Origin of the sequence: Haloferax mediterranei ATCC 33500 (genome assembly GCF_000306765.2) — an archaeon.
In the GTDB taxonomy this organism is placed as follows: Archaea; Halobacteriota; Halobacteria; order Halobacteriales; family Haloferacaceae; genus Haloferax; species Haloferax mediterranei.
This window is the reverse complement of the sequence record NC_017941.2, coordinates 1,446,184-1,471,915: the sequence shown is the minus strand read 5'-3', so window position 1 is coordinate 1,471,915 and position 25,732 is coordinate 1,446,184. Positions and strand designations below refer to the sequence as shown.

Annotated in this window: 28 protein-coding genes; 14 read left to right on the top strand and 14 right to left on the bottom strand. The window is 62.5% G+C overall.

Annotated elements, in window-relative coordinates; all coding sequences use genetic code 11:
• Positions 1–24 precede the first annotated feature (24 nt).
• Positions 25–174, top strand: coding sequence for a DUF7557 family protein (locus tag HFX_RS20010; RefSeq protein ID WP_004056898.1), 150 nt, complete (start codon positions 25–27; stop codon positions 172–174).
• A gap of 83 nt (positions 175–257) precedes the next feature.
• Here the strand turns inward: HFX_RS20010 and HFX_RS07615 are convergent, their stop codons facing one another.
• Entirely contained in the window at positions 258–704 is a 447-nt protein-coding gene (locus HFX_RS07615) for a DUF5799 family protein (protein ID WP_004056899.1), read from the bottom strand.
• 130 nt (positions 705–834) lie between these two features.
• On the opposite strand from HFX_RS07615, the gene HFX_RS07610 reads away from it, so the two are divergent.
• Positions 835–2,055, top strand: coding sequence for an HAD family hydrolase (locus tag HFX_RS07610; RefSeq protein WP_004056900.1), 1,221 nt, complete (start codon positions 835–837; stop codon positions 2,053–2,055).
• Positions 2,056–2,168: 113 nt separating this feature from the next.
• Here HFX_RS07610 and HFX_RS07605 read toward each other — a convergent pair whose 3' ends face one another.
• Entirely contained in the window at positions 2,169–2,693 is a 525-nt protein-coding gene (locus tag HFX_RS07605) for a hypothetical protein (RefSeq protein ID WP_004056901.1), read from the bottom strand.
• 433 nt (positions 2,694–3,126) lie between these two features.
• Between HFX_RS07605 and HFX_RS07600 the strand changes: the two genes are divergently transcribed.
• Positions 3,127–4,365, top strand: coding sequence for a mandelate racemase/muconate lactonizing enzyme family protein (locus HFX_RS07600; protein ID WP_004056902.1), 1,239 nt, complete (start codon positions 3,127–3,129; stop codon positions 4,363–4,365).
• Positions 4,366–4,465: 100 nt separating this feature from the next.
• Positions 4,466–5,419 (top strand): acetamidase/formamidase family protein, encoded by a 954-nt coding sequence (locus HFX_RS07595; RefSeq protein WP_004056903.1) that lies wholly within the window; start codon positions 4,466–4,468, stop codon positions 5,417–5,419.
• A gap of 180 nt (positions 5,420–5,599) precedes the next feature.
• On the opposite strand, the gene galK is transcribed toward HFX_RS07595, so the two are convergent.
• The 3 genes from galK to HFX_RS07580 form a co-directional block, all read right to left on the bottom strand.
• Positions 5,600–6,808 carry a galactokinase gene (galK, locus tag HFX_RS07590; protein WP_004056904.1) on the bottom strand — a complete coding sequence of 403 codons (1,209 nt, stop codon included), beginning with the start codon at positions 6,806–6,808 and terminating at the stop codon, positions 5,600–5,602.
• The gene (locus tag HFX_RS07585; RefSeq protein ID WP_004056905.1) at positions 6,805–7,371 is read right to left on the bottom strand and encodes an MOSC domain-containing protein; all 567 of its coding nucleotides are present in this window, start codon (positions 7,369–7,371) and stop codon (positions 6,805–6,807) included. Before HFX_RS07585 ends, galK begins: the two co-directional genes overlap by 4 nt.
• Before the next feature lie 105 nt (positions 7,372–7,476).
• Entirely contained in the window at positions 7,477–8,112 is a 636-nt protein-coding gene (locus HFX_RS07580) for a hypothetical protein (protein ID WP_004056906.1), read from the bottom strand.
• A 147-nt stretch (positions 8,113–8,259) separates the two neighbouring features.
• Here HFX_RS07580 and HFX_RS07575 point away from each other — a divergent pair, with 147 nt between their 5' ends.
• Positions 8,260–9,999, top strand: a complete 1,740-nt coding sequence (locus HFX_RS07575; RefSeq protein WP_004056907.1) for a globin-coupled sensor protein — start codon at positions 8,260–8,262, stop codon at positions 9,997–9,999.
• Between the two features lie 72 nt (positions 10,000–10,071).
• Positions 10,072–11,208 (top strand): MBL fold metallo-hydrolase, encoded by a 1,137-nt coding sequence (locus tag HFX_RS07570; RefSeq protein ID WP_004056908.1) that lies wholly within the window; start codon positions 10,072–10,074, stop codon positions 11,206–11,208.
• 113 nt (positions 11,209–11,321) lie between these two features.
• On the opposite strand, the gene HFX_RS07565 is transcribed toward HFX_RS07570, so the two are convergent.
• The 3 genes from HFX_RS07565 to HFX_RS07555 form a co-directional block, all read right to left on the bottom strand.
• The gene (locus HFX_RS07565) at positions 11,322–11,648 is read right to left on the bottom strand and encodes a 2Fe-2S iron-sulfur cluster-binding protein (protein ID WP_004056909.1); all 327 of its coding nucleotides are present in this window, start codon (positions 11,646–11,648) and stop codon (positions 11,322–11,324) included.
• 103 nt (positions 11,649–11,751) lie between these two features.
• A complete protein-coding gene (locus tag HFX_RS07560) occupies positions 11,752–12,240 on the bottom strand; it encodes a universal stress protein (protein WP_004056910.1) in 489 nt (162 codons plus the stop codon).
• A 34-nt stretch (positions 12,241–12,274) separates the two neighbouring features.
• Positions 12,275–12,562, bottom strand: coding sequence for a hypothetical protein (locus HFX_RS07555; protein WP_004056911.1), 288 nt, complete (start codon positions 12,560–12,562; stop codon positions 12,275–12,277).
• A gap of 124 nt (positions 12,563–12,686) precedes the next feature.
• On the opposite strand from HFX_RS07555, the gene HFX_RS07550 reads away from it, so the two are divergent.
• Positions 12,687–14,330, top strand: coding sequence for a flippase activity-associated protein Agl23 (locus HFX_RS07550; RefSeq protein WP_004056912.1), 1,644 nt, complete (start codon positions 12,687–12,689; stop codon positions 14,328–14,330).
• 34 nt (positions 14,331–14,364) lie between these two features.
• On the opposite strand, the gene HFX_RS07545 is transcribed toward HFX_RS07550, so the two are convergent.
• The gene (locus HFX_RS07545; RefSeq protein ID WP_004056913.1) at positions 14,365–15,315 is read right to left on the bottom strand and encodes a transcription initiation factor IIB; all 951 of its coding nucleotides are present in this window, start codon (positions 15,313–15,315) and stop codon (positions 14,365–14,367) included.
• A 141-nt stretch (positions 15,316–15,456) separates the two neighbouring features.
• Between HFX_RS07545 and HFX_RS07540 the strand changes: the two genes are divergently transcribed.
• The 3 genes from HFX_RS07540 (at position 15,457) to HFX_RS07530 (ending at position 17,774) form a co-directional block, all read left to right on the top strand.
• Positions 15,457–16,455 (top strand): lamin tail domain-containing protein, encoded by a 999-nt coding sequence (locus tag HFX_RS07540; RefSeq protein WP_014732321.1) that lies wholly within the window; start codon positions 15,457–15,459, stop codon positions 16,453–16,455.
• 297 nt (positions 16,456–16,752) lie between these two features.
• Positions 16,753–17,148 (top strand): hypothetical protein, encoded by a 396-nt coding sequence (locus tag HFX_RS07535; protein ID WP_004056915.1) that lies wholly within the window; start codon positions 16,753–16,755, stop codon positions 17,146–17,148.
• Positions 17,148–17,774 carry an METTL5 family protein gene (locus tag HFX_RS07530; RefSeq protein WP_004056916.1) on the top strand — a complete coding sequence of 209 codons (627 nt, stop codon included), beginning with the start codon at positions 17,148–17,150 and terminating at the stop codon, positions 17,772–17,774. Before HFX_RS07535 ends, HFX_RS07530 begins: the two co-directional genes overlap by 1 nt.
• Before the next feature lie 33 nt (positions 17,775–17,807).
• On the opposite strand, the gene HFX_RS07525 is transcribed toward HFX_RS07530, so the two are convergent.
• The 3 genes from HFX_RS07525 to HFX_RS07515 form a co-directional block, all read right to left on the bottom strand.
• Complete coding sequence (locus HFX_RS07525; RefSeq protein ID WP_004056917.1) at positions 17,808–19,463, bottom strand: rhomboid family intramembrane serine protease; 1,656 nt, start codon at positions 19,461–19,463, stop codon at positions 17,808–17,810.
• 129 nt (positions 19,464–19,592) lie between these two features.
• Complete coding sequence (locus HFX_RS07520) at positions 19,593–19,871, bottom strand: UPF0058 family protein (RefSeq protein WP_004056918.1); 279 nt, start codon at positions 19,869–19,871, stop codon at positions 19,593–19,595.
• Between the two features lie 58 nt (positions 19,872–19,929).
• Complete coding sequence (locus tag HFX_RS07515; protein ID WP_004056919.1) at positions 19,930–20,142, bottom strand: ribbon-helix-helix domain-containing protein; 213 nt, start codon at positions 20,140–20,142, stop codon at positions 19,930–19,932.
• 259 nt (positions 20,143–20,401) lie between these two features.
• Here HFX_RS07515 and HFX_RS07510 point away from each other — a divergent pair, with 259 nt between their 5' ends.
• The 4 genes from HFX_RS07510 to HFX_RS20490 all read left to right on the top strand — a co-directional run bounded on the left by HFX_RS07510 (position 20,402) and on the right by HFX_RS20490 (position 24,608).
• Positions 20,402–20,995, top strand: coding sequence for a sulfite oxidase-like oxidoreductase (locus HFX_RS07510; protein WP_014732319.1), 594 nt, complete (start codon positions 20,402–20,404; stop codon positions 20,993–20,995).
• A gap of 331 nt (positions 20,996–21,326) precedes the next feature.
• Positions 21,327–22,652: an isochorismate synthase gene (locus HFX_RS07505; protein WP_004056921.1), complete on the top strand. Its 1,326-nt coding sequence runs from the start codon at positions 21,327–21,329 to the stop codon at positions 22,650–22,652.
• 54 nt (positions 22,653–22,706) lie between these two features.
• The gene (gene menD, locus HFX_RS07500) at positions 22,707–24,452 is read left to right on the top strand and encodes a 2-succinyl-5-enolpyruvyl-6-hydroxy-3-cyclohexene-1-carboxylic-acid synthase (RefSeq protein ID WP_004056922.1); all 1,746 of its coding nucleotides are present in this window, start codon (positions 22,707–22,709) and stop codon (positions 24,450–24,452) included.
• Between the two features lie 30 nt (positions 24,453–24,482).
• The gene (locus tag HFX_RS20490) at positions 24,483–24,608 is read left to right on the top strand and encodes a hypothetical protein (RefSeq protein WP_269321951.1); all 126 of its coding nucleotides are present in this window, start codon (positions 24,483–24,485) and stop codon (positions 24,606–24,608) included.
• 2 nt (positions 24,609–24,610) lie between these two features.
• Here HFX_RS20490 and HFX_RS07495 read toward each other — a convergent pair whose 3' ends face one another.
• Entirely contained in the window at positions 24,611–25,162 is a 552-nt protein-coding gene (locus tag HFX_RS07495) for a hypothetical protein (protein WP_004056923.1), read from the bottom strand.
• Complete coding sequence (locus tag HFX_RS07490; protein WP_004056924.1) at positions 25,155–25,604, bottom strand: CopD family protein; 450 nt, start codon at positions 25,602–25,604, stop codon at positions 25,155–25,157. The genes HFX_RS07495 and HFX_RS07490 overlap by 8 nt, the downstream gene beginning before the upstream one ends.
• Positions 25,605–25,732: the final 128 nt, after the last annotated feature.

Genomic DNA, 25,732 nt, shown 5'->3' with positions numbered 1-25,732 from the left:
GTATCAGCCGACCTGGTAACAACTATGCCGCAGATTCACCTCGACGACGAGACGGTCGCCCGACTCGACAATCTCCGAGAAGAAGACGAGGAGTACGACGAGCTTATCAACGAACTGATGAACATCTACGAAGCGAGCGAGCGAACCCTGTTCCACGCTGGCGAGGAGTACTGAGATTCGTCTCTACTGCGGAGTACGTCGCTGATATTCACAGGTAGACTCCGAGGACTCGGTCGGGTTGCCCCGTCGTGCCACCGTTATTCGAGGTAGCTGATGCGGACCTGTTCCCACTTGCCCTTGTTTTCGAGGTGTTCCTGAAGCGTCTCCGCGTAGGCCTGCGTAAGACGCTCTGCGTCCTCCAGTTTCTCCTGTTCTCCCTGATTGCCGCCGTCGCCGAGACCGAGTGCCCCCTTGATGGAGTCGACGATACCGCCGCCACCGGACGGCGACTCTTGTTGTCCCCCACCCATCGAACCCATCTGTTTGCGGATGTTGTCCAGTTCGGGGATAATCTGCGGGACTTTCTCTGTCTCCGCGACGATTCGTGCCGCCTCGGGGTCGTCCGCATCTTCGATTTCGAATTCGGTCGCCGTCATGATGAGACCCCACTCCTGACTGGAGAACCGGGAATTCATCACCTGGTCGTTGAACTCGCGGTCTACCGTCATTCGGTCGCCGACGATGCTGTCGGTCCAGTGTGCCATGTGCACACGTCGTCGGCCAGTCAGTATCAGAGTTGCGGGGTCGTCCGACGATTTCGGGACCCGGTCGAGCAATCGCGGCACGATTCGCCTGCCACACGGGTTTAATGCGGTTGGGTGACGACCCCGAGTCATGGAGCGGTACGATATCCTGTATCGACTGTACGAGAACTTCGATGCAGACGCGGTCCGGGACGCACAGGACTTCGTCGACCTCTTGCCGCCACTCGACTCTTCGGTGGCGCTCTCACACTGGCAGGCCGTCGATGACGAGTTAACAGACAAGAAAGACCGAATCAGGCGGTCGTTTTCGGACGGCGACCGCTACGCCGAACTCGCCGCCCGCGCCACTAGAGATCAGGCGTTTACCGCCCTCGACCTCTACACCAAGTACGGTCGTCAAGTCAACGCGCTCGTGCTCGACGTGGACGAGACGCTTCGCTCGGCGGGTCGAACGGACAACGAGATTCCGCGGGAGGTGTTGCACCTCCTCACCGAGTTCCACGAGGCGGACGTCCCCATCGTCATCTGTACCGGACAGACGCTGGAGAACGTCAAGGGGTTCGCCATTCAGGGACTCGGCAACGAACTCGTCCACTCCGGCGACGTGAGCATCGTCTACGAGGCGGGGACGGGCGTGTTTACGCCGGGACACGGCTCCGACACGAAGCGACTGCTCTACGAGACGCTCGACGAATCGGTTCAGTCGGTCTTCGAGTCGGTTCGCGGGCGCGTGATTCGCGACCTTCCGGATTCGCTGCGCGGGTGTGTCCACCTGCAGGGCAACGAGTTCAACGTCACACTCAAGCCGAATTTCGAGACCGGAAGCGACAGCGCGGAGACGGTCATCGACGAGGCGCTCGTCTACCTCTTGGACCTCCTCGGCGAAGCCGTCACCGACGACCCGGACGGCCCCGGGTGGGTTCGGTCCTACTTCGCGGCGCGAGACCCGGAAATCGAAGGCGTGCTCGCCGACCGCGACGAGCGTCCGGACCCGAAGACGGAGATTCCGGCGGAGGTCGAAGCGACGCTCGAACGCGTTACAGTCGCGTACTACCACGCTGACGCCGCGGAACTCTCCGCGGTCGATTTGAACAAGGCTGCAGGTGTCGAAGCCGCCCTCGACGTGCTCGGTGTGGACGACCCGTTCGTGCTCGTCATGGGCGACTCGAAGTCCGACCTCGACGTGATGACGTGGGCCGCAGAAAACGATCAGGGTCTCGCCGCGGCACCGGATCACTCCTCGCCAGGCGTGCTCGAACACGTCCGTGAAACCGACGAGCTAGTGTTCGACCGGGGAGACGCTGCGTCGGTGCTCCGAACCGCGTACGCGCTCAACCTGCTTGTCGACTAACGGCTGGTCGACCGAGTACGATACGTCGAGGCTGTCTCGACGCACTATCGCCGACAATGCCACCCTGTAACGTGGATGGGTATACCCCCCACCCTGCTTACAGTGTCGGCAATTCACACTGTACACATATCGGTCTCGTCGTCAGTGGACGAATCGTCGGTTGTTGTGTTGTCGTCGGTGGTCGAGTCGCTGTCGTCGGTAGACGAACTGTCATCGTCGTCGGTACTCGGCGAGTGGTCTGTGGTGCTGTCGTCCGTCGACGACCCGTCGTTGGTATCCGAGTCGGAGTCGTCCGAGTCGTCGGAACTCGACCCGCTGTTTTTCTTCGTCGTCTCTGAGTTGTCGTCGGTATCCGTCTCGTTCACCGTCGTGAACGTGCCGTTGGTGGTACTGGTATCGGTGTCGGAGCTATTGTTATCCGTCTCCGAGTCGTCATCACTGTCGACGATAGCGGGTTCTTTGAGTACGTCGTTGGTGCCGTCCGCGTCGCTGTCCGGGTTGGTTACGTCCGTGTCGATAGTCGCGTCGGCTTCGTCTGTCGGGACCGACTTGCTGGACGTGTTCACGCCGCCGGACAGCAGGGCGAATACGACGATGACCAAGACGACGACCGCGACGCCGAGTCGATTACGGTTCATCGAGCAACCTCCGGTGTGTCGGTGTCTGTTCTATGGAGTGATTCAGCGCTGGCAGTCGGAGACATGATTCAACTCGATATTTGTCTTCGGAGGCTTTCGTTACGAATTATCTACTCCCAGACAGACGACCGGTTCAGTCGCACCGGATGAGTTACACAACAGTTGGAGGTTCACGAATTCAGAATGTACCGCAGTCTGCGAAAATATGATACCTTAACTCGTCTTAACACGGGAATACCAACCGGCTCTGAGTGTCCGTTTCCGAAGTACTCTCACATCTTACAGATAGTCACAAAATCCGGAGGTTATCGAGTCACTACGGGTGTGGCCCTCGGCTCTGAGCACCGGTCGTATCACCGAGTCGTCACCCTCGACCCGAGGAGGGGACACTTCCGTCGGAAAACTTTACTAATCTACGAGTAAACCCTAACACATGGGTAAGAACTACGCGGACCTTCACGACCCGAACGCGGAGTATACGATGCGAGAGCTCTCCGCGGAGACGATGGGCGTGACCGCAAAGCGCGGTGGCGGCCGAGACGTGGAGATTACGGACGTACAGACGACGATGGTCGATGGGAACTTCCCGTGGACCCTCGTCCGAATCTACACCGATGCGGGTATCGTCGGCACCGGTGAGGCCTACTGGGGTGCTGGCGTCCCCGAACTCATCGAGCGCATGAAGCCCTTCATCGTGGGGGAGAACCCGCTCGACATCGACCGTCTATACGAACACCTCGTGCAAAAGATGTCCGGTGAAGGCTCCGTTGAGGGTGTCACCGTCACCGCCATCGCTGGCATTGAAATCGCCCTACACGACCTCGCGGGCAAGATTCTCGAAATCCCGGCCTACCAGCTTCTCGGCGGGAAGTACCGCGACAAGGTTCGCGTCTACTGCGACTGCCACACCGAGGAAGAAGCCGACCCCGAAGCCTGCGCCGACGAGGCAGAGCGCGTCGTCGAGGAACTCGGCTACGACGCCCTGAAGTTCGACCTCGACGTGCCGTCCGGCTTCGAAAAGGACCGCGCGAACCGACACCTCCGCCCCGGCGAGATTCGGCACAAGGCCGAAATCGTCGAGAAGGTCACCGAACGCGTGAAGGACCGCGCGGACGTGGCGTTCGACTGCCACTGGACGTTCTCGGGCGGCAGCGCGAAGCGTCTCGCAGCGGCTATCGAGGACTACGACGTGTGGTGGCTCGAAGACCCCGTCCCGCCGGAGAACCTCGAAGTGCAGGAAGAAGTCACGAAGTCTACGCTCACCCCCATCACGGTCGGTGAAAACCGCTACCGCGTGACCGAACTCCGCCGCCTCATCCAGAATCAGGCGGTCGACATCGTCGCGCCCGACATGCCCAAAGTCGGCGGCATGCGCGAGACGCAGAAGATTGCTGACGTGGCGAACCAGTACTACGTCCCGGTCGCTATGCACAACGTCTCGTCACCCGTCGCGACGATGGCCTCCGCGCACGTCGGCACGGCGATTCCGAACTCGCTTGCCGTCGAGTACCACTCCTACGAACTCGGCTGGTGGGAGGACCTCGTCGAGGAGACCGTCATCGAGGACGGCTACATCGAGATTCCGGAGGAGCCGGGTCTCGGCCTGACGCTCGACATGGACACCGTCGAAGCGCACATGGTCGACGGCGATACCCTCTTCGACGAAGCGTAAACTTCGCCGAACTCCAACCCTCCTCTCTTTCGGTTTTCTCGATTCTGCGGGCCTCCTGTCTAGCTAGTTTTTGTCACATAAGAACGTTATATGTTATCGTATGACGGACGATTACACCATCGACTACGAGCTGAGTGACGACGACGAATACATTCACAACAAGTGGGACAACAGCCTCGAATCGGTCCTCACCGTCGAACCCGGCGAAGTGGTTCGATTCGAGTGCCGAGACGCGCTCGACGGACAAATCACGCCGGGGTCGACAGCGGAAGACTTCGGGAACGTGAGTTTCGACCCGGTTCACCCGCTTACCGGTCCGGTCGCCGTCGAAGGTGCCGAGCCGGGCGACGTCCTCGCCGTCGAGTTCCTCGACTTCGAGCACAAGGGATGGGGCTATACGGGCTATATGCCCGGCGAGATGGGCTACGGGCTCCTCCCGGAAGACTTCGAGGAGGGAGGGCTCTACATCTGGGACCTCGGCGACGACGTGGCGCACTTCGTGAACGACATCGAAGTGCCGCTGAACCTGTTCCCCGGAATCGCCGGCGTCGCCCCGGCCGCCAGCGGCGCGCACAACACACTCCCACCGCGTGACACCGGTGGCAACATGGATGTGGCACAGCTCACGAAGGGGTCAACGCTGTACCTCCCAATCGAAGTCGAAGATGCGCTCTTTTCGACCGGTGACTGTCACGCGGCACAGGGCGACGGCGAGGTCTGTGTCACCGGTATCGAAGCGCCGATGTTCGTCACGGCGCGATTCGACGTGCTGAAAGACAAGTCCATCTCGCAACCTGAGTTGGAGACGGCGGCTATCTCAATTGGGTCTGAGGGACCGGCGTATGGGACGACCGGCATCGACGATAACCTGATGGGTGCGATGAAGCGGGCCGTCCGGCACATGATTTCGCACCTCGAATCCGAGCACGGATTGACCCGCGGCGAGGCCTATATCCTCTGTTCCGCAGCACTCGACCTCAAAATGAGCGAGGTCGTGGGCGCGCCCAACTGGTCGGTCACCGCATTCCTGCCGAACAGCATCTTCCCCGAGTGAAGTGGGGTGCAAAGAGGTAAGGTAAGGTAAGGTAAGGTAAGGTGAGGTAAGGTAAGGTAAGGTGAGGTAAGGTAAGGTAAGGTGAGGTAAGGTGAGGTGCAGAGAGGTTGGATGCAGAGAGGTAAGGTATGGTGAGATGGGGTCCGGAGAGGTAAGGTGCGGAGCGGTGAGGCGAAGTCGTCAGCGGGAGTGAACCAACCCAACACCACCGCTGGGTCGGCAGGCGAACACCCGTGCATCCGACCCGACACGCTCGGGGAGCACCGCTCGAATCGCTTCTTTTGCGCAACCGAGTTCGTCGCCGTCGACCAGCGCCACGGCGCTGCCGCCGAATCCGCCGCCGGTCATCCGCGCCCCGTAGACACCATCGACCTCGGTTGCGAGTTCGACTGCGGCATCCAATTCCGGGGAACTCACTTCGTACTCGTCGCGGAGACTTTCGTGACCCGCGACCATCGCTTCACCGACCCGTTCGAAGTCACCCGCGGAGAGCGCATCGCGGGCAACGTTGACGCGTTCGTTTTCGGTCACGACGTGTTTCGCCCGGCGGTAGTGGACTGGTTCGAGGGCATCGGCGTGGGATTCCAGCAGGTCGCGGTCGACATCCCTGAGCGTGTCGAGCGGGCGGCCAGACGCATCTCGGAGCGCGGTAACTGCCTCGCGGCACTCGCGGACGCGGTCGTTGTAACCCGAGTCCGCTAACTCGTGGGAGACACCGGTGTCTATCACGAGGATGCCGACCGCTCCGCCGAGCGGGACGTGTTCGTACTCGCGGGTTCGGCAGTCGAGAAAAAGCGCCGAGTCGGACTTGCAGAGACCGACGGCGAACTGGTCGAGGATACCGCACTCGACGCCGACGCCCTCTCGTTCGGCCCGCCAACACGCGAGTGCGAGGTCGGTCGTCGGCAGTTCCGCGTCCGCGACGGCGAGAAGCGCCCGCCCGGTTGCGAGCTCGAGCGCTGCGGACGATGAGAGACCGGCCCCCGATGGGACAGTCGAAGCGATAGCGAGGTCTGAACCGGGAATCGGCACCTGTTCGCGGAGGACGCGAGCGACGGCGGCGATGTAGGCGGCCCAGCCGTCTGGGTCGTCGCCGGGGGCAATCCGTGCCGTCCCGTCGAAGTCGGTCGCATGGACACGCAGCAGGTCATCATCTCGGGGACGGGCGGCGACCGCGACGTATCGGTCCACGGCCATCGGGAGACAGAGACCGTCGTTGTAGTCGGTGTGGCCGCCGACGAGGTTCACTCGGCCGGGTGCGAGCGCGACGACTGGGTCTTGCGTGTTCGACCCGGTACCGAACGCCGTCTGAAGACCCGCTCTCGCTCGGTTGACTGGGCCGTGCTCAGTCTGCTGACTCGATTCAGTCTGCCGATTCGATTCTGTCATTCGTGTCCGACCTCTGGTCCCGAAGGCTCCGTTTCTGCGTTGCTTCCGCCGAGTCGTTCGGCTATCTGCCTCCCCATCTCGCGCGGGTTCGCTTCGGTCACCCGAAGACCGTCACCGACGGCGACGTGGCCGGGTGTGACGACATCGGCACAGATACCGCCGCGACGTTCGCGAAGCGCTTCGACCACGTCTTCGTCGCCGACGAGGTCCGCGAGATACGCACAGGGCGGCCTGAGTTTCGTTCCACGGAGTTCAGCCTCGCCAAGTTCGAACGTCGCATCGAGCAGGTCTGCGAGGTCGACGCCGCGGACGACGACGTTTCGGCGGTGTTGTCCGCTCGAAAGGTCGAGTCCGAACTCGCGTTCGGCGTCGTCCAGCACCGCGGCATCGACGAGCGTCACCTGACACCCGTCGGTCGCGGAGTAGTAGCCGGTTCCCTCGAAGTACCGGTCACCGTCGACGCCCCCGTCTCTGACCGCGACGGTCTCGTGGGCCACCATCGACTCGCCCTTCGACGGTGCGGTGTAGAGCGCCTCCACGCGTCCGCGTACTTCGGTAGTCATGCTTCGGGCTACCACTCGGGGGGACGAATAGGTTCGGACAGCGACGGCGGATGAGTCGGTTCGGACAGCGACGGCGGACGAACATCTCTTGGTCGACGGTCGGCCTCAACAAAGCGGCTTGGGGTCGACGCCGAGTTCGGCGAGTCCGTCAGCGTAGTCGTCATAGGCAACTTGGATGACGTACTCGGCGACCATCCGGGCGCGCTCCCAGTCGTCGTCGCTCACACACAACTCGTCGAGCAGGTCGAGACCGATGTTGAGGGTGTCTTCGGTTTCGGATTTTAACTCCCGGAACAGGTCCGCACCCTGTCTGTCCGCCTCGTTGACGAAAAAGCCGATTACCTGCGTGTGGGTTCGAAGCGAGACGAGTCCGCGGCCGACCATGCCAGCGGCGATTCGTTCGATGGTGTCGTCGCGCCCGCGGAGGTACGCGTGCATCGGTCCCGGTTCGTCCGGGAAGTCGATAGCTTCGTCAAGCGCACCGAGGACCCGCTGGAGGTGCTCGTCTTCCTGTTGTGCTGTCGTCTCGAACGCCGATTTCGCGCGCTCGTCGTCCTCGCTTTCGGCCCACGAGCGGAACGTCTCGCGGGCCGCGTGCTCCGAGAAAGCGGCGGTGCGGAGTACCGCCGGTTTGGATAGGTCCGCTTCGGTGAGGGCGAGAAGGAGCTTCGAGGACCCGAGTCGTTCGAGTTGCGTTTGCTTTGCCGCCTCGATAGACTCACAGAATTCTTCAGCGTTCATACATGCTCTCTGGGGTGCCGTCGATGTGAACGTTAGCCTGCAAGCGACTCTCGCTGTGACTCGGAAGCGGGCCGCAAATATTTGGGGATATCAATAGTGATATCGTGTGGAGAGGGTTGAAATATGGTTGGCTGGTGAGTGACATGTATGACTGACCCCTCGGAGCAAGTGACAGCCGACGTGCGAGCGCGCGTCGACGGGGACTCTCTTCTCTCGCAATTAGATATCGACGAAGCTGAAATCGAGTGGCGGAAGTCGTTCGTCCGTCTCTCTGCGGACGACGAGCAGCGCGTTCGCGACCTCGAACCGCTCTTCGACGAGTTCGCGGACGAGTTCGCCGCCGAGTTTTACGACCACCTCGGCGAGCACGCCGAAACGACGGCGTTCTTCGACCGGTCGACGAAAACGATGGAGATGCTGCAAGCCGACCAGGCGGCCTATCTTCGCCAACTGGCCTCCGGCGAGTACGACACCGATTACTTCGCAAAGCGGGCACGCATCGGGAAAATACACGATTTGATAGACCTCGGGCCGAAGTTCTATCTCGGCGCGTATTCGGTGTACTACGAGGGGATTACCGAGGCAATCGCGTCCGAAGTAAAGGATGAATTCGGCGGAGCAGACGGTAACGGGGGTGAAAACAACGGATTACTGAGTGGCCTTCTCGGTGGTAGCAGTGGTACCGATAAAGCTCAGACCAGCACGGGTAGCAGCAACGACCCAGTCGACGACGCGGTCGATGCGCTCGTCGAACGACTCCTTCCGGTCTTGAAACTGCTTTCTCTCGACCAACAGGTGGCGATGGACACGTACATCCACTCGCACAGTGAGGCCGCACGGGCCGCTGCAGCGCGCCGCCGCGAACTCGCGGCCGAAGTCGAAGCCGACGTGAGTGAACCAGTCGAAGAGCTGCTGTCGACATCCGAGCAAGTCACCGACCGCACCACCGACATCGAAACCATCGCGGAGAAGCAGGCCGACGACATGGAAACGGTCGCGTCGGAGGTGTCGGACATGAGCGCCACCGTCGAAGAGATTGCGGCAACGGCCGAAGAGGTCGAACGGACCAGCGCCGACGCGGCGGACCGCGCGGCGGAGGGCGAGGACGCGGCTGACGAGGCTATCGACGTGATGCGCGACGTGAGCGAGGCGGCCGAGACGGCATCGAGCGACGTACAGCGCCTTCACGACCAAATCGAAGAGATAGACGAAGTGCTCGATGCGATTAACGACATCGCCGAGCAGACGAATCTGCTGGCGCTCAACGCCTCCATCGAGGCGGCCCGCGCGGGCGAGGCCGGAGAGGGATTCGCCGTCGTCGCGAGCGAGGTCAAGAACCTCGCCGAAGAGTCGCAGGCGCGCGCCTCCGAAGTCGAGACCACGGTCGACCACATTCAGGAAGAAGCACAGGACACTATCGACAGCCTCTCGCAGACGACCGACCGGCTTCACGACGGCATCGACCGCGGAGAAGACGTGATGCGGAGTCTAACGGACATCTCGTCCGCGGTCGAACAGGCGACCATCGGTGTGAGTGAAGTCGCGTCAGCGACCGACGACCAAGCCGCGAGCGCCGAACAGATAGCGAACATGGTCGACGATGCAAATATGCGAGCGGACGACGTCTCGGAGCAGATAGCTGAAATCGCCGATGCGACCCGCTCGCAGACCCAGCAGGTGCTCGCCATCCGCGACGCGGCCGAGCGACTCGGCAGTGACGATGACTCGGGAGCGTCAGGAGTTGGCGACGAGGACGGACTGTCCTCGCCAACGAATCTCGACGCTTCGGGCGATATCGACGGTCCACCGGCCAGCGTCCTCGATGAAGCAGGATACGACGAAGCTCCCGACCCGAACCTCAGCAACGACGGTGGGACGACAGAGTAGGCTCCGGGCCGAGTGGTTTCTCCTTCGAAGTCCGCGGTGCGTTCTTGCGCCCCGAGTGCGTACGGTGTAGATATGTCCCCCGACGAACTCGCGGCGCGACTCCAGCGCGGCGACCCGACAGCGATACTCGATGTCCGAAACCGCGACGAGTTCGAAGCGTGGCACATCGATGGACAACGCGTGACGGCGACGCAGATTCCAGCGATTGAGTTCACGCAGGCGGACGTGCTCGGGACCGTCTCGGAGCTCGCAGACCAGTTCCGAGACGCACCAAAGCCGGTCGTCGTCGCGTGCGGGGAGGGCCGGGCGAGTGCGACCGTCGCCGACCTGCTCTCCGACGCCGGTGTCGAAGCCGAGAACCTCGAAACAGGAATGGAAGGCTGGGCGCGCGTCTACCGTGCTCGCGAAATGGAACACGACGATGCGACGGTGCTCCAGTACGACCGCCCATCGAGCGGGTGTCTCGCCTACATGGTCATCGTCGACGACGAAGCCGTCGTTATCGACCCGCTCCGGACGTTCGCATCGCGCTACGTCGAAGACGCCCGCGAGCACGGCGCTGAAATCGTCGCCGCCGTCGACACTCACGTCCACGCCGACCACGTGAGCGGCGTCCGCGCCGTCTCCGAACTCGCAGACGCACCCGCTGTCGTTCCAGTCGGTGCAGTCGACCGCGGTCTCGATTTCGATGCCCGACTCGTGGAAGACGGCGATACCATCTCGGTTGGCGATGCGGAACTCGTCGCCGTTCACGCACCGGGACATACGAGCGAGATGACCGCCTACCGTCTCGGAGACCTGCGTTTCGTCGGCGACAGTCTCTTTCTGGAGAGCGTCGCACGCCCCGACCTCGAAGACGGCGATGCGGGCGCACCCGCAGCGGCTCGGCGGCTCTACGAGACGCTCCGCGAGCGGTACGGCGAGTTCGACGGCGGCACGCGCATCGCGCCCGGACACTACAGTGAACAGGCCGAGTCCAACGATAACAGCGTCTATGTGGCCACGCTCGACGCGCTTCGCAACCAGCTCGATGCGCTCTCGATGGACGAAGACGAGTTCGTTTCGTTCGTCCTCGACGATATGCCGCCGCGACCGACCAACTACGAACGCATCATCGACACCAATCTCGGACGCGACTCGCTCGCCGACGACGAGGCCTTCGAGGTGGAGTTAGGGCCGAACAACTGCGCGGCGACGGCGAGTGACTGAAACAAACGACCACGTGCCGACCGCTCGCCAGTCGGTACGTGAAGTCAGCAATCGGCGTGAGAAGAAAAGAACGTGAGCGCGGGTGTTCCCATCCGCGCCGTCGACACCCGTCGTTAGTCGTCGTCTGCGGCGGCACCCGCGGTGACAGCGTCGTCCTCGATGCTGGGCGGGTAGATACCACGTTCGAGCTTCAGGTCGCTCTGCGGACGAGCCATACAGGTGAGCGCGTACTTCTCGGATTCTTCTTCGGTCAGCCCGCGGGCCGCAGGCTGTGTGACGTCGCCTTCGAGAATCTCCGCAGAGCAGGCGAGGCACATCCCGACGCGGCAGGAGTACTCCTGTGCGATGCCCTCCTCAATACAGGCCTTGAGGATGGTTTGTTTGTCGGAAACCGTGATGGTCTCGCCCGTACCGACGAACTCGACGGTGTACTCAGTCATACCGCGGCGTATGAGCGAGCGCACCAAAACTGTTTATCAAACGGCCGGGTCTATCGGTGTCAAACAGCCTAGCTCGTCGGTGTTTCGTCGCCCGTCAGGGGACTCATTCGGCCGGTTCGGTGTTCGTCTCGCCGGTCGCGTCCGCCGATTCTTCGGTTTCTTCTTCGTCTTGCATCCGCGTGGTGAGGACCGGAACCGGTGAGGTTCGGACCACGCGCTCGGTCACGCTTCCGAGCAGGTAGTGGCTCAGCCCCGTCCGACCGTGGGTTCCCATGACGACGAGGTCGATATCGTGGTCCTCGGTGTACTTTCGGATAGAGCGGTAGGCGGTTCCGGTCATCACTTCGCTTTCGAATTCGACGTCCGCTTTCTCGGCGGCCTCGCGGACGTGTCTGGTTGCGGCCTCACCCTCACGTTCGAGGGCGTCGATGACGACGTCTGCGCCGGCATCGAGCGACGTGTAGATACTGGTATCGACGACGTACAGCGCGTGAATCCGTGCATCGTAGGTCTCCGCGAGGTTGAGTGCGTGGTCGATGGCGCGTTCGGCGGCCCTGCTCCCGTCGGTCGGCACGAGGATTTCGCTGTACATGACGGCGTATACTTCGTTCGGAATTAGGTTAGTTCTACTCCTCGCTATCGGCGTCTTGGAAGGAGAGCACCGCCGATTCACAGGATTGTAGGCCGTCGATTCGTGCGGTTTCTTCGTCGAGTTCCTCCGTCTCGACCACTGACCATCCGGACTCGTCGTCGTAGGCGGCCCCTTTGACCCACGCTTCGGTGGCGAAAAGGAGGCCGCGGGCCGGACCGTCGTTTTCGACAGCGACGACGAGTTCGAACGCCTCGGAGCGGTTCAGCGACGTGAGTTCCTGTGGTTCTAACGGTCGCGCCGGAAGCGAATCGATGAGTGCCATATCCGTGTGCTACCGGTCGGTGGGGATGACGCTTTCGAAGCCACCAGTTCGTCGGCACTCTGACTGGAATCGTTTCCTCAAATGTTCCGTAACCTTTCTGCCGTCCGGCGCACCACGTGACTTCATGATTCCCTCCCGCGTCGGGCAACGCCCCGACCGAACGACGCTCGCCGTCGGTGCACTGGCGCTCGTGGCACTCGTCGTCCGCCTCGTCGGCCTCGGCGACCGCCCGCTGCACTGGGACGAGGCACGCGTCGGCTACTGGAGTCTCCGATACCTCGAAAGTGGCTTTTTCGCGTACCGTCCGGTTGCTGGCGGGCCGCTCGTCTACCTCCTCTCGCGGACTTCGTTAGCGCTTTTCGGGACCACTGATTTCGCGCTCAGACTCCCTGTTGCGCTCGTCGGCGCGGCCCTGCCGCTCGTGAGTCTCCTCTTTCGGGACCATCTCGAAAACGACGAGACCGTCGCCGTTGCGGCCATTCTCGCGGCGAACCCGCTTCTCGTCTACTACGGTCGGTTCGCCCGCGGCGACCTGCTCGCAATCGGATTCGCCCTCGCCGCCTTCGGATTCGCCCTCCGACTGTTCGACGGAAAGGGCCAACAGAACGCCTACGGTTTCGCGGCAGCCTGCGTGCTCGCAATCGCCTCGTCCGGGCTTGGCATCGTCGTGCTCTGTTGTCTCGCTGTCGCCGGTCTCCTCGTCTTCGACCACGCTGCCCTCGTTTCGTCCTCACGTCCGGCCGCGACGCGACTCGGTGAACTCTCGGCTCGCGTCCGCGGTGCAGCGACACCCGCCGCACGGGCCGTCCTCGTCTTCGTCGGTCTCTACGTCTTCCTGTTCGCTCCACGAGCGGGCGATACCAACGGAGTCGGTCTCTACACGCCGGGGACGATTCTCGGTGCTATCGATGTCGCACTGTTCGAATCTGTCCAGCGATTCGTCGGCGTCCGCATCGTCAACCGCTACCCCGGTGCCACCCACCAGTATCTTCCGTACCTCGGGAATCTCGTAGAGGTGCTTGCCCTCGCGGCGCTCCCGGTCACGCTCCTCGCAGTTGGTGTCTTCGTCGTCGACCGCTACGCATCCGGCGGTCCGAGAACTGTCGTCTCGGCAGCGACTTACTGGGCGGGTGCTGTACTCGTGTTCGTCCCGATGCTGACGGAGGTCTCCGCATCGTGGCTCGGCGTCTACGTCGTCGTCCCGCTCGCCATCCCGGCGGCGGTCGGCCTCGCGGCACTCGTCCGGTGGGGAAGACAGGCGTTCGACAGCAGGGATACGCCTCGCGTCGCCGCGGCACTCCTCATCTTGCTCGCACTCGTCGCACAGACTGGTGCGGTCGCGACAACCGAGGTATACGCCCCGAGCGACCGTGACACTAAACTCGCACACTACGGACAGCCGTCGAGCGACTTCACCGCGTTCCGCGACAACCTCTCTGCGTGGGTCGGTCCGACCGACGATTTGGACGTAGAAGTGCTCTACTACGGCAGTTCGATGTACGTCTCGGACGGCGCGGCTGACTACCCACCGGTCCCCAAGAAGTGGGGTGAACGACTGCCGATGGCGTGGTACGTGGAGCGAATCGGTGCCGACACGACATCGACAACGAACCTCTCCGCGTTTAAACAACAGTCGTCCGTCCCTCCGGTCGTCATCGCACCCGCATCGGAGCGTGGGACGTTAGCGCCGAAGCTCGACGGCTACGTGGCTCACAACTACGACACCGGTCTCTGGGACCGTCCGATTGTGGTCTTCGTGAAAAACTGAAACGCTGCGGCGCGGAGTAACGGTGCGGTGCGGTTTAGCGGAAGCCCATCGCTTCAATCTGTTCCTGATAGCGATTCCGGATGGTGACCTCGGTGACCTGCGCGACATCTGCGACTTCGCGCTGGGTCTTCTTCTCGTTGCAGAGAAGCGACGCCGCGTAGATAGCGGCGGCGGCGAATCCGGTCGGTGACTTGCCGGAGAGCAGGCCCTGTTCTGCGGAAACGTCGATGATTTCGGTCGCCTTCGCCTGCACTTCCTCGGAGAGTTCGAGTGCGGAGGCGAACCGCGGAACGAACTGCTTCGGGTCGACGGGCTTGAGTTCCAGCCCGAGTTCTTGCGAGATGTAGCGATACGTGCGGCCGATTTCCTTCTGCGGGACGCGCGACACTTCGGCGACTTCGTCGAGCGAGCGCGGGATGCCTTCCTGACGGCAGGCGGCGTAGAGCGCCGATGTGGCGACACCCTCGATGGAGCGCCCGCGAATCAGGTCCTCGTTGAGCGCGCGACGATAAATGACGGATGCGACCTCGCGTACCGAACGCGGGACGCCGAGCGCGGACGCCATGCGGTCGATTTCGCTGAGTGCGAACTGCAGGTTACGCTCGCCGGCGTCTTTGGTTCGAATTCGCTCTTGCCATTTTCGAAGACGGTGCATCTGGGATCGCTTCTCGGACGAGAGTGACCGACCGTAGGCGTCTTTGTCCTTCCAGTCGATGGTCGTCGTCAACCCGCGGTCGTGCATCGTCTCGGTGATTGGTGCGCCGACGCGCGACTTCGATTGGCGTTCGGAGTGATTGAACGCGCGCCACTCTGGCCCGCGGTCGATTTGTCGCTCATCGAGAACGAGACCACAGTCGTCACACACTAACTCCCCCTGATCTGCGTCTGTGACGATCTGGTCCGACCCGCACTCCGGGCAGTTGACTTGCTCGTCCTCTTGTGCCGTTGCCTCCTCTCGCTGACGCTGCCGGCTCGGACGTTCCATTAAAAGGTTTCTGGTGGAGCGTGAATTTAAACCTTTGTAACAGAAATCTGATAAAGGACTCCGTCTTGCGATTCGTGGCGCTCGGCTTCGAAGCTGTCCGACTCACCTACTTATACGGTTCCCTGACAAACGGTGAATCAAATGGTCAGACGTACTACCGTAACGCTCGTCATTGCACTGTTTGTGGTCCTCGCAGGGTGTGCTGGCACGGGTGGCGCTGGCTCCGATTCCCCTGATTCGCCGAGCGCTGAACCGACCACAACTGAGATGACGGCCGCCGAGACGACACCACAGACACAGTCGTTGACTCCCTCCGCATCGGGTGATGTCACAGTCGACGTTGTCGAAGTCGTCGACGGAGATACGATTAAAGTCGTCATGCCGAACGGTTCCCGTGAGACGATTCGCCTCCTCGGCGTCGATACTCCCGAAGTGTACGGCGAAAACACGCCCGACGAGTTCGAAGGTATCCCCGAAACCGACGCGGGGAAGGCGTGTCTCGGTGCGGCCGGAGACGATGCGAGTGCCTATGCGAAATCCCGGCTCTCGGACGAGACCGTCGAACTCCGATACGACGAGAAAGCGGGCAAGCGGGGCTACTACGGGAGAATCCTCGCCTACGTCGTCGTCGACGGGTCGGAGTTCAATTACGACCTCATCACCGACGGCCACGCTCGATTCTACGACAGTTCCTTCGAGGAGCGCGAGCGCTACGAACGTGCCGAGCGCGAGGCCCGCGAGGGCGGTGTGGGTCTCTGGTCCTGCGCAACTGAAGGCTCGACAGCTAGTGGCGAGGATACGGCGACCGACGACAGACTGTCAGTCTCCGTCGTCGCCGACGCGCCCGGCAACGACAACGACAATCTCAACGGCGAGTACGTAACGCTGCGAAACGACGGCGACGAATCTATCGACCTTTCGGGCTGGACCATCTCGGACGCCGCAGGAGCAACGTACACCTTCGCTACCGGGACGAAACTCGCAAGCGGTGCAACACTCACACTCCACACCGGGACCGGGACGGACACAGAAACGGACGTTTACTGGGGCCGTTCCGGCGCAGTCTGGAACAACGGCGGTGACACGGTCACTGTGCGGAGTTCGACCGGCACGGAAGTCCTCACGTACACGTACGAGTGACAGTACGGTAATTCAGTAATTGTGGTCTTCTTACGATAACTCAGTAATTGTGGTCTTCTGCTGCTCGTATATCTCAGCGAGGGGGTGTATTTTTGAACGGGAACCGTGCGACCCCAGACCGCTGTTTTGGGGGAAAGGGGGTTGGAGCGTGTGACCCCCAGACCGATTACGTACCCCTCCACCATTAGTATCTAGTCTAGAACACGGTCACGAACATCTTGAGATAGAATACACCTGAAAATTACTATTGCGCATTTACAAAGATATATACATAACCAATAGAAATGTGTGGGTATCATGAGCACGCTCGATACGACCTCCGTGGAAGCCGCAGTCGCAGCAGGCCGCCCAACCGACCTCACGCCCGTCGCGCTCGACGCATCGTGTCTGGGTTCGACCGCCCCCGCACACCTCCGTGACCTGAAGGCCGGACTCGCCGACGAAGGATACCTACCGGCTGAACTCTCCGTCGAAGCGCAATTCTGCGAGGATGACCCGTTTGCAGTGCAGTCGGAATCCGACCGTCTCCGCGAGTACGTTCGCGCCGCCGCTTTCCTCGGTGTCGGACGCGTCATCGTCGATGTCGGCGAATGCTGTCGGCCCGACGAGGTGTCCTCGGCACTCGCGGCGCTCGACGAACGTGCCCACCGCGAGGGTGTCGCTTTTGAGGTTCGGGGTTCCATCGACGCCTGATGGCAACCAAGGCCGCGCTTGAGGCGCAGTTGGCGGTAGTCGCTGGCTTCGAGAACCCGAAGGTCTCTCTGGAACAGTATCCGACGCCGCCGGACCTCGCGGCGCATCTCGTCCACCTCGCGGACCTCCGGGGTGATATCGAAGGGACGACCGTTCTCGACCTCGGGACCGGAACCGGAATGCTCGCTCTCGGTGCCGCACTCAGGTCCCCCGCTCGCGTCGTCGGCGTCGAACTCGACCCCGACGCGCTCGAGACGGCAGTCGACAACGCTCGTCGCGTCGGTGCCAGCGCCCCCATCCACTGGATTCGCGGCGATGCGACTCGTCTCCCGGTTTCGCTTCCCGACGACCAACCAATCACCGTGCTGATGAACCCGCCGTTCGGTGCCCAACGCGGCAATGAACACGCGGATAGAGCGTTCCTCGAAGCAGTTTCGCGGGTCGCAGACGTATCGTATTCGGTCCACAACGAGGGGAGCAAGGAGTTCGTGGAATCTTTCGTCGCCGACGCGGGCGGTGAACTGACAGACGCGTTCCGTGCGACGTTCGACCTCGAACGTCAGTTCGATTTCCACGACGCGGACCGCCGCGAACTCGATGCTGAAGTATTCCGTATCGAGTGGTAATCTCGGGGGTGGGTCCGGTCTCTCCCCGACGGCCTACTCGTACGATTCCTGACGAGCGACCCGGACGCGCGTCCCCCGAGACTCCGCGAAAATGGAGCGCCCTTGCCGGACGAATCGGATGCCCCCGAGCGTCGTGCTCACGTTCGTTGTCGGCATCGGTCCTCTGACGGTTCCGCTTTCGGACGACACCTGAAGGTCGTAGCCCATCGCAGTCGGCACGACTGAGATGTTGCGCCGGGAGATGACGGGACCGGCCCGTACTGGCTCCGTCTTGTAGGCGAGTGTCGTATTCCCATCGTCCACGAGGAACACTCGATATGCCGTGTTTCCGGACCCGACGACGGCGTATCCGTCTCGGACCGCCGTAACTCTGTCCCGCCAGCCAAGGCCGCCCAACCTGACGGCCGTTTCGCCGTCGAATGCCAACCGATTCTTCGAGACGGCTGTCGTCCAGATACCGCGCCGTTGGCTCTTGACGATGACGCCGGAGGTGTTGGTCGTCGTCGACTCGCCGAACAGTTCGATGTCGAACGCGGCGGTCAACCCGTTCGGAACGTCCTCGGCGTAGGTTACCTCGTAATCCTCGACCGATACGCTCTCTCCGGGCAGGTCGTCGTTGGTCGCAGTAAACAAGTTGTACAGCACTGCCGGCCCCGACAGCGCGGAGACGACGAGGAGGAGGACCACCGCGCCGACTTGCCAGCGCCGGGCCGAAAAGGCATGTCCCGTCGGTGCGCGCTCGCGCAGCGGCTTATCAGATGCCGAGACGGTGAGCGCGACGAGCAACGCGAGCAGGACGACGAGCGCGAAGCCGACGGCGCGAAAGAGGACGTACGTCCCGCCGCCGCGGAAGAAGTAGACCGCCCACAGCGACTCGCTGATTGCGAACAGCAGGACGCCCGCGAAACTTCGAAATGCCGACAGTTGCTCGTCTCTCCGCTGTCGGGCGACCCACAGACCGAGGAGGATGCCGAACAGGAGACCGATTGCGTGCCCCTGAATGGCGATTTGCGCCCACCTCGGCGTTGAGAACACTGGCCGTGCTGTCGAGACGACTTCCGGAGACAACATCGCGTTGTAGAAGACCCTGACGACGCGCCCAGAGACGAACGCGAGCACCGTCGTGAGCGGTCGGGTGACGAGCGCGAACCCGGCGAACGCGAATACGACGCCGGAAAAGCCGATGACCGGACCGAGTGCGAACACCGAGGTGAGGAGACCGACGCCAAAGACGACTCCGGGGAAGATGATGAATGCCCGAACGTAGGGGTTCTCGCGGAGCGACCCAAACGAGGTCGACCCACGTCGGGTCGGGTAATGTCCCCACGCGTACTCGGCGACCGGTGCCAGCGTGAGCGTTCCGATGAGGTTGCCGATAAGGTGTCCGGCACCGGAATGCGAGAATGCGGCGGTGGCCATCCCCAGCGGGTAGAAGTACGACCACGCCCGGAACGGGATGACCATGGGCCGGTACCACGAAGACAGTCCGTCCTGCACGAATAGATAGACGAAGAGAACACCGCCGACGCTCACGAGGGTTCCCCACGGGAGCCCAAAGAGGAATCGACGGCGGAGCGCCGTCGCGAGTCGGCTCGGCCGGTCGGCGAGCGTGAGCGCGACGACGGCGACGAGAAGTGTGGCGACGGCGGCGAGCCGGTGGAGCGGTATCCAGCCCGGGATGTCTAGCATTGGCTACCTGTGTCGTACGAACGGGTGATAAAGAAACCCGCGGAGAACTGCTTGGAATATGCTAGCAGGAGACACGAATACGGTAGTAGCAAGCTCCGCTCGGAAGGTGCAAGCGGGCGAACCCGTCGCTCAAATTTTGCCTTCGGCGTCGTCGGCCAGTTCTTCCATCCGCTTGCCGACGCGGCCGGCACTCGAGAACTCGTCGTCGCTCATCGCGGTGGCGAGCGCGTTCCCGAGCACGAAGACAGCGTGTTTGTGTTCGCTCTTGGATTTGTGGACGTGCGACGGTTCGACGCCGAGTTCATCGTACGGGTCGAACAGACTCGAATCGACGTGGTCGCGAGCGGAGAAGTGGTCCTTGATGATAACCATCTGTTCGTGCAGCTCCAGCAGTTCGTCCTTGTGCATGAGAGTTCGTTAGGCGAGAGAGCGGTTTAAGAGTTATTGGGGGTTACTGTCATTCGGCTCAGAAGACGTATTCGTCTTCGTGGCCCATCATGCCGTCGTCTTCGAATGCACGGTCCTCGTCGGACATCGGACCGCTCGTCTTGTACGCGCGGATGCCAGTCGAAAGCAGGTCCTCGATGGCCTCGTCACGGTTGACAAACTCGCCCTGTTCGACGAGCTGCACGATCTGCATCTCCAGGTGTTCCGGTACGGTAATCTCTACTTTGGGCATCTGAACGTCCGTCGGTTTGGAAGGGCCGTATATAACTCTACCGGGGGGACAATAGGGTTTCCTGAAGTTCATCTCGCAGAATACGAAGGTCCGGTATTCTGTAGTGGTATGATTGTGGAAACCGATACTCGGGGAGGCGTGGTGTTCCGTCGTAATCGAGTTCGGTTCGAAGTCGAGCGAATCCAGTCAGCCCGAAGTCGTACCAATCGAACGAGCCCGGAGTCGTTACTGATAGGTGCGTCGGGTCGAAGGTTCGGGCATGCCCAAAGACGTGACTCATCTCTACGAGGAGTTCGACGGGGATCGACTCCCGCCGGGTCAACGCGAGACGCAAGGATTCCCGGTTCTCTCGAAGAGCGGGACGCCCTCGTGGGACCCGGAAACGTGGTCGTTCGAGGTGTGGGGAGCAGTCGAAAATCAGCTCGACCTCTCTTTTGACGAGTTTCGCGACCTCCCGTCGGAGACGCAGATTCAGGATTTCCACTGCGTCACTGGGTGGAGTAAGTTCGACTGCGAGTTCGAAGGCGTCACGTTCCCGACGCTCGCGGAAGAAGCGGGCGTCACCGAGGATGCGGTCCACGTCATGTTTCACGCGATGGACGGCTACACGACGAACCTCTCGCTTGAGCAGTGTATGCGGGACGAAGTGATGTTCGTCTGGGGCTACGACGGCGACGACCTCCCCGCGGACCACGGTGGCCCGCTTCGAGTCGTCACCCCACACAAGTACGCTTACAAGGGCGCGAAGTGGGTTTCGGGCGTCGAGTTCCTCACCGAACCCGAGCGTGGCTACTGGGAGAAGCGTGGGTACTCGAACACGGCGAACCCGTGGAACGAAGAGCGGTATAGTTAGGTTTGTTTTTGGTCCAGATTTTTGCGAGTCGACCGTAGGGAGACTCGGAAAAAGGTGGGCGTAACTCGTGGAACGAAGAGCGGTATAGTTAGGTTTGTTTTTGGTCCAGATTTTTGCGAGTCGACCGTAGGGAGACTCGGAAAAAGGTGGGCGTAACCCGTGGAACGAAGAGCGGTATAGTTAGAGTACGCAGGAGTCCTCTGCATCCCCGTCCCAAGACGCCTAATCTGTTGATTCATTCACATATTTGTGCGTGCTATGGACAATATCACGACTCTCTCGCAGAACAGAAGGGAGAGTTTCAAGCGTCCCCGGTCCTGACCCTCGGTCGATGGAACCGTTGCGGACCGACGAGGTGACAACACATCTCGTCAGTAGGTCGGTTCGACTGTCTGCGCCCCCCGTCACGGCGTCTCTCGCGGCAGTACACCGCCCACGGACGGTGTGGACTGCCCCCGACGAGCCAGCCGTCGTCGGCGGCGGCGCGGCCGTGACTGTCGAGGCTGACGGCCCAGCGAGACTCACACAGGTTCGAGAGACAGCGGCTTCACTCTTCGACGGTGCCGATATCGACGGCCCGTCTGTTGCCCGACCTCGTTTCTTCGGTGGACTCGCGTTCCACGAAGGGGCTACGGGGCGCGACCCTTGGAGTGACTTCCCGGCGGCGCGCTTCGTCGTCCCCGAAGTACAACTCGTCTTCGACGGCGACGAGGCATGGCTTACTGTCACTGCCGCCGGCGACGACCCCGAAATGGTCGAACAACGACTCGTCGAGGTCCGCGAGACGCTTACCGACCTCCCCGACGCCCCGCCACAGGGACCGCCGGGTGTTTCGAAACGACACCGAATGACATCTGTGGATGCGTGGCGCGACAGTGTCGAGGTGGCTATCTCACGTATCCTCGCCGGCGACCTTCGGAAGGTCGTCCTCGCGCAGGCCCTCGAAGTCGAACTCGACCGACCCGCGTCGGTCCCCGACCTGCTCGCCCGCCTCGGTGACACGTATCCCGAGTGCCACAGATTCCTCGTCGAACCCGGCGTTGGGGCGAGTTTCTTCGGCGCGACACCCGAGCGACTCGTCTCGCTTCGCGGCCGAGAGGTCGAAACCGGCGCACTCGCCGGGACGACCGGCCGCGGCGACACCGACGACGAAGACGAGTGGTTGGCGGACGAACTCCTATCGAGCGAAAAAGACAGCCACGAGCACGAACTCGTCGCGGAGACGATTCGCGAACAGCTCGACCCCCTCTCGGCCGAGATTCGCGTCGGCGACCGCGGCATCCGGAAACTCGCCACCGTCCAGCACCTCTGGACGCCAATCGACGCGACGCTCGAACGCGACGAACACGTCCTTTCGCTCGTGGACGCGCTTCACCCGACTCCGGCGGTCGGCGGGCTTCCGCCTGCTGCCGCACTCGACGTAATCCGTGAGACCGAACCGTTCGACCGCGGCTGGTATGCCGCCCCTGTCGGCTGGTTCGACGCCGACGGCGACGGTAGTTTCGCGGTCGCTATCCGCTCGGCTATCGTGGATGACACGCTGGCGACGCTCTTTGCGGGCGTCGGTCTCGTCGCCGACTCCGACCCCGACGCCGAGTGGGACGAAGTACAGCTCAAATACCGACCCATCCTCGACGAACTCGAACGCGACGACTGAACGTTCGAGCCGTCTTTCGTACCGACTCACCACGACGATTAGAGACAACACGAGATGACAGCGCCGAACCGAAACACCCTCTGGGCACGAACCTTCGCCGACGAACTGGCACGCACCGGAATCAACGCGGTGTGCATCGCACCCGGCAGTCGCTCGACGCCGCTCACCGAGGCGTTCGACCGCCACGACGACATCGAGACGTTCTCACACCTCGACGAGCGGTCCGCTGCCTACTTCGCGCTCGGACGCGCCCGGCGGACGGGCGACGTGACGCCCATCGTCTGTACCTCCGGGACCGCCGCCGCCAACTTCCACCCCGCCGTCATCGAGGCGTCGCAGGCGCGCGTCCCGATGCTCGTCCTCACCGCCGACCGCCCGCCGGAACTCCGTGATAGCGGAGCTAACCAGACAGTCGACCAAGAGAAGCTCTACGGCGACGCCGTCCGCTGGTACAAAGACATGCCCGAACCCGAGGCGACAGACCGGAAGCTCCGGAGCCTCCGAACCACCGCCGCACGCGCCGTCTCGGAGGCAACGGGCGTCGATTCCGGTCCGGTCCACCTCAATTTCCCCTTCCGGAAACCGCTCGAACCAACCTACGTCGAAGACGACGTTTCCGCCGACCTCAGCCGCGAGGCACTCGACGGCCGAAACGGTTCCCCGTACGTCAAGACGACGAGTGGCGCGCCCGAACTCTCGGACGACCATCTGCGAAAACTCGCGGACGAACTCGCCGTGGACCGCGGTCTCATCATCGCCGGCCCGGCGGACCCACCGGGCTTCAACGCCGAAGCCATCGCCGCCTTCGCGCACGCAACTGGCTTCCCCGTCGTCGCCGACCCGCTTTCCGGCCTGCGCTTCGGCGGCCACACCCGAACGACGACCGTCCTCGGCGGCTACGACGCCTACCTCGACGAGCGCGTCACGGCCGACTGGCCCGACCCCGAAGTCGTCGTCAGAATCGGCGCGTCGCCGACTTCCAAGCCGCTTCGGAAGTACCTCGCGCGCACCGACGCCCGGCAGTATCTCGTGGACCCGACGGGCCAGTGGCGCGAAGCCGAATTCATCGCGACGGACCTCGTCGAAGCCGAGCCATCGGTGCTCTCGTGGCGACTCTCGCAACTCGTTCGCAACCGTCCGGACACCGAGTGGAATCGACGATGGGCCGACGCTGAGGCGACCCACTGGGACGCTGTTGACGCCGAAACCGACGCATTCGAGGGTCGAATCGCGGCTGACGTGGCCGACCTCGCGCCCGAACCGGCGACCGTCTTCGTCTCGAACTCGATGCCCGTCCGCGACCTCGACCGATTCGCCCGCCCCTCTACCAAGGCACGAACCGTCCTCGGGAACCGCGGTGCGTCGGGCATCGACGGCATCGTCTCGTCGGCGCTCGGTGCCGGGTCGGCGACGACCGACCACCTGACGCTTCTCACCGGCGACCTCGCGTACTACCACGACATGAACGGCCTGCTCGCCCTCGGCCGTCTCGGCGTGGATGCAACAATCGTCCTCGTCAACAACGACGGCGGCGGCATCTTCCACATGCTCCCCATCGAGGAGTACGAACCGCCGTTCACCGACCAGTTCAAGACGCCGCACGGTCTCGACTTCGAGGCGACAGCAGACCTCTACGACCTCTCGTTCGACTCGGTCGGCACCGACGAGTTCCGCGACGCCTACGCCGACTCCGTCGCATCCGACGGGACCGACGTGCTCGAAGTTCGCACCGACGCCGAAATCTCACATCGCGTCCGCGAGGACCTCCGCGAGCGCGTCGTGAACAAGTTAACCGACTGACTTTTCAGCGACGGATTTTATCGTGGTCGTATGCCCTCCACGCGAACTGCCTACGTTGTTGCAGTCGCCGTCGGGTTGCTTGCGGGCATTTCGAGCGGCGTCCTCGTCGGGCTGACGTCGTGGTTGACGAGTCCGCGCGGGCCGCTCCGGGGCTAAGGTCACTCGCCCGTGTTCGACCGAGCCGTCTCCGTCGCAGGCCCCGTGAGTCGGGTTGCGACCCCGTAGAGTCCGGCATCGAGCAGTACCGAAAGCCCGCCGATGACGCCACCGATGATGCCCGCGAGCGACCCGACAAAGAGCACGATGAGGGCGAACGAGGCGACCTGCGAGATATTCTGGGCGAGGTTGGCGAAGGACGAGACGGCCCGTGTGGGTTCCAGCAAGAAGTCGATGAGAAAAAGAACGACGACGATACCGAGGACGAACGCCGACCCGATGCGCGCGCCGCCGACGAATCCGTACCAGGCGAGCGACCGCAGTCCGCCCTCGGGTCGGTCGTCGAGACCGCCAGCACGCAGCGACCGTCGGGTCGAAGCCACGGCCAGCACCCACAGATAGCCGAAGACGAGCACACCCGGAAGCGTTCCGAACCCGGAGAGCGACCCCGCAAGCCCGCCGTTCGTATGGGCGATAAAGAGGAGAACGAGACTGAGAATCACGAGGTTGAACGTCGAAACGACCCAGACCTCGAACGAGTCGGCGTCACCCATGGGCGAGCACCTCGGCGAGGGCGACTAAGACGAGAACTACTCCGGCGGTCGCGCCGTAGGATTTGCTGAGAAGTTCGCTTTGGGAGGCACTCGGTCGCTCACCTCTCAGCCGGAGGACGACGAGCGTCCGAACGAACGAGCCGAGCACGAAGACGATGACGGCGGCGAGTTTCACCGTCAGCACCGTCCCCCACCGCGTCGTCGGTCCCGGCGGGCCGAGCGTGCCGAGGTTTCCGACGCCCGTGACGAGTAGCAGACCCATCGTTCCCCAGAAGGCCCATTCGTAGGTCGTTGCGAGCGAGCGTCGCCCACCGTCCGCGAGCCGCTCGGTCGAGCGGTCGGATGTGCGGAGTGCGGCCCACACGAACACTGCACCGCCGAAAATGAGCGCCATCCCCGAGACGTGGACGAATCGCACGAGGAGCGACGAGGCCAGAGACATGCTAGTTGCAATAATTGGAATGATGACAGATATACTTGGGTACAGCGCGGGCAGTGCGGTTGTTCCGGCTGTCGGTGCCGACGTGGTCCACTCGCGCCGACGTCGCAAGCGAATCTTTTTGCGCCGCC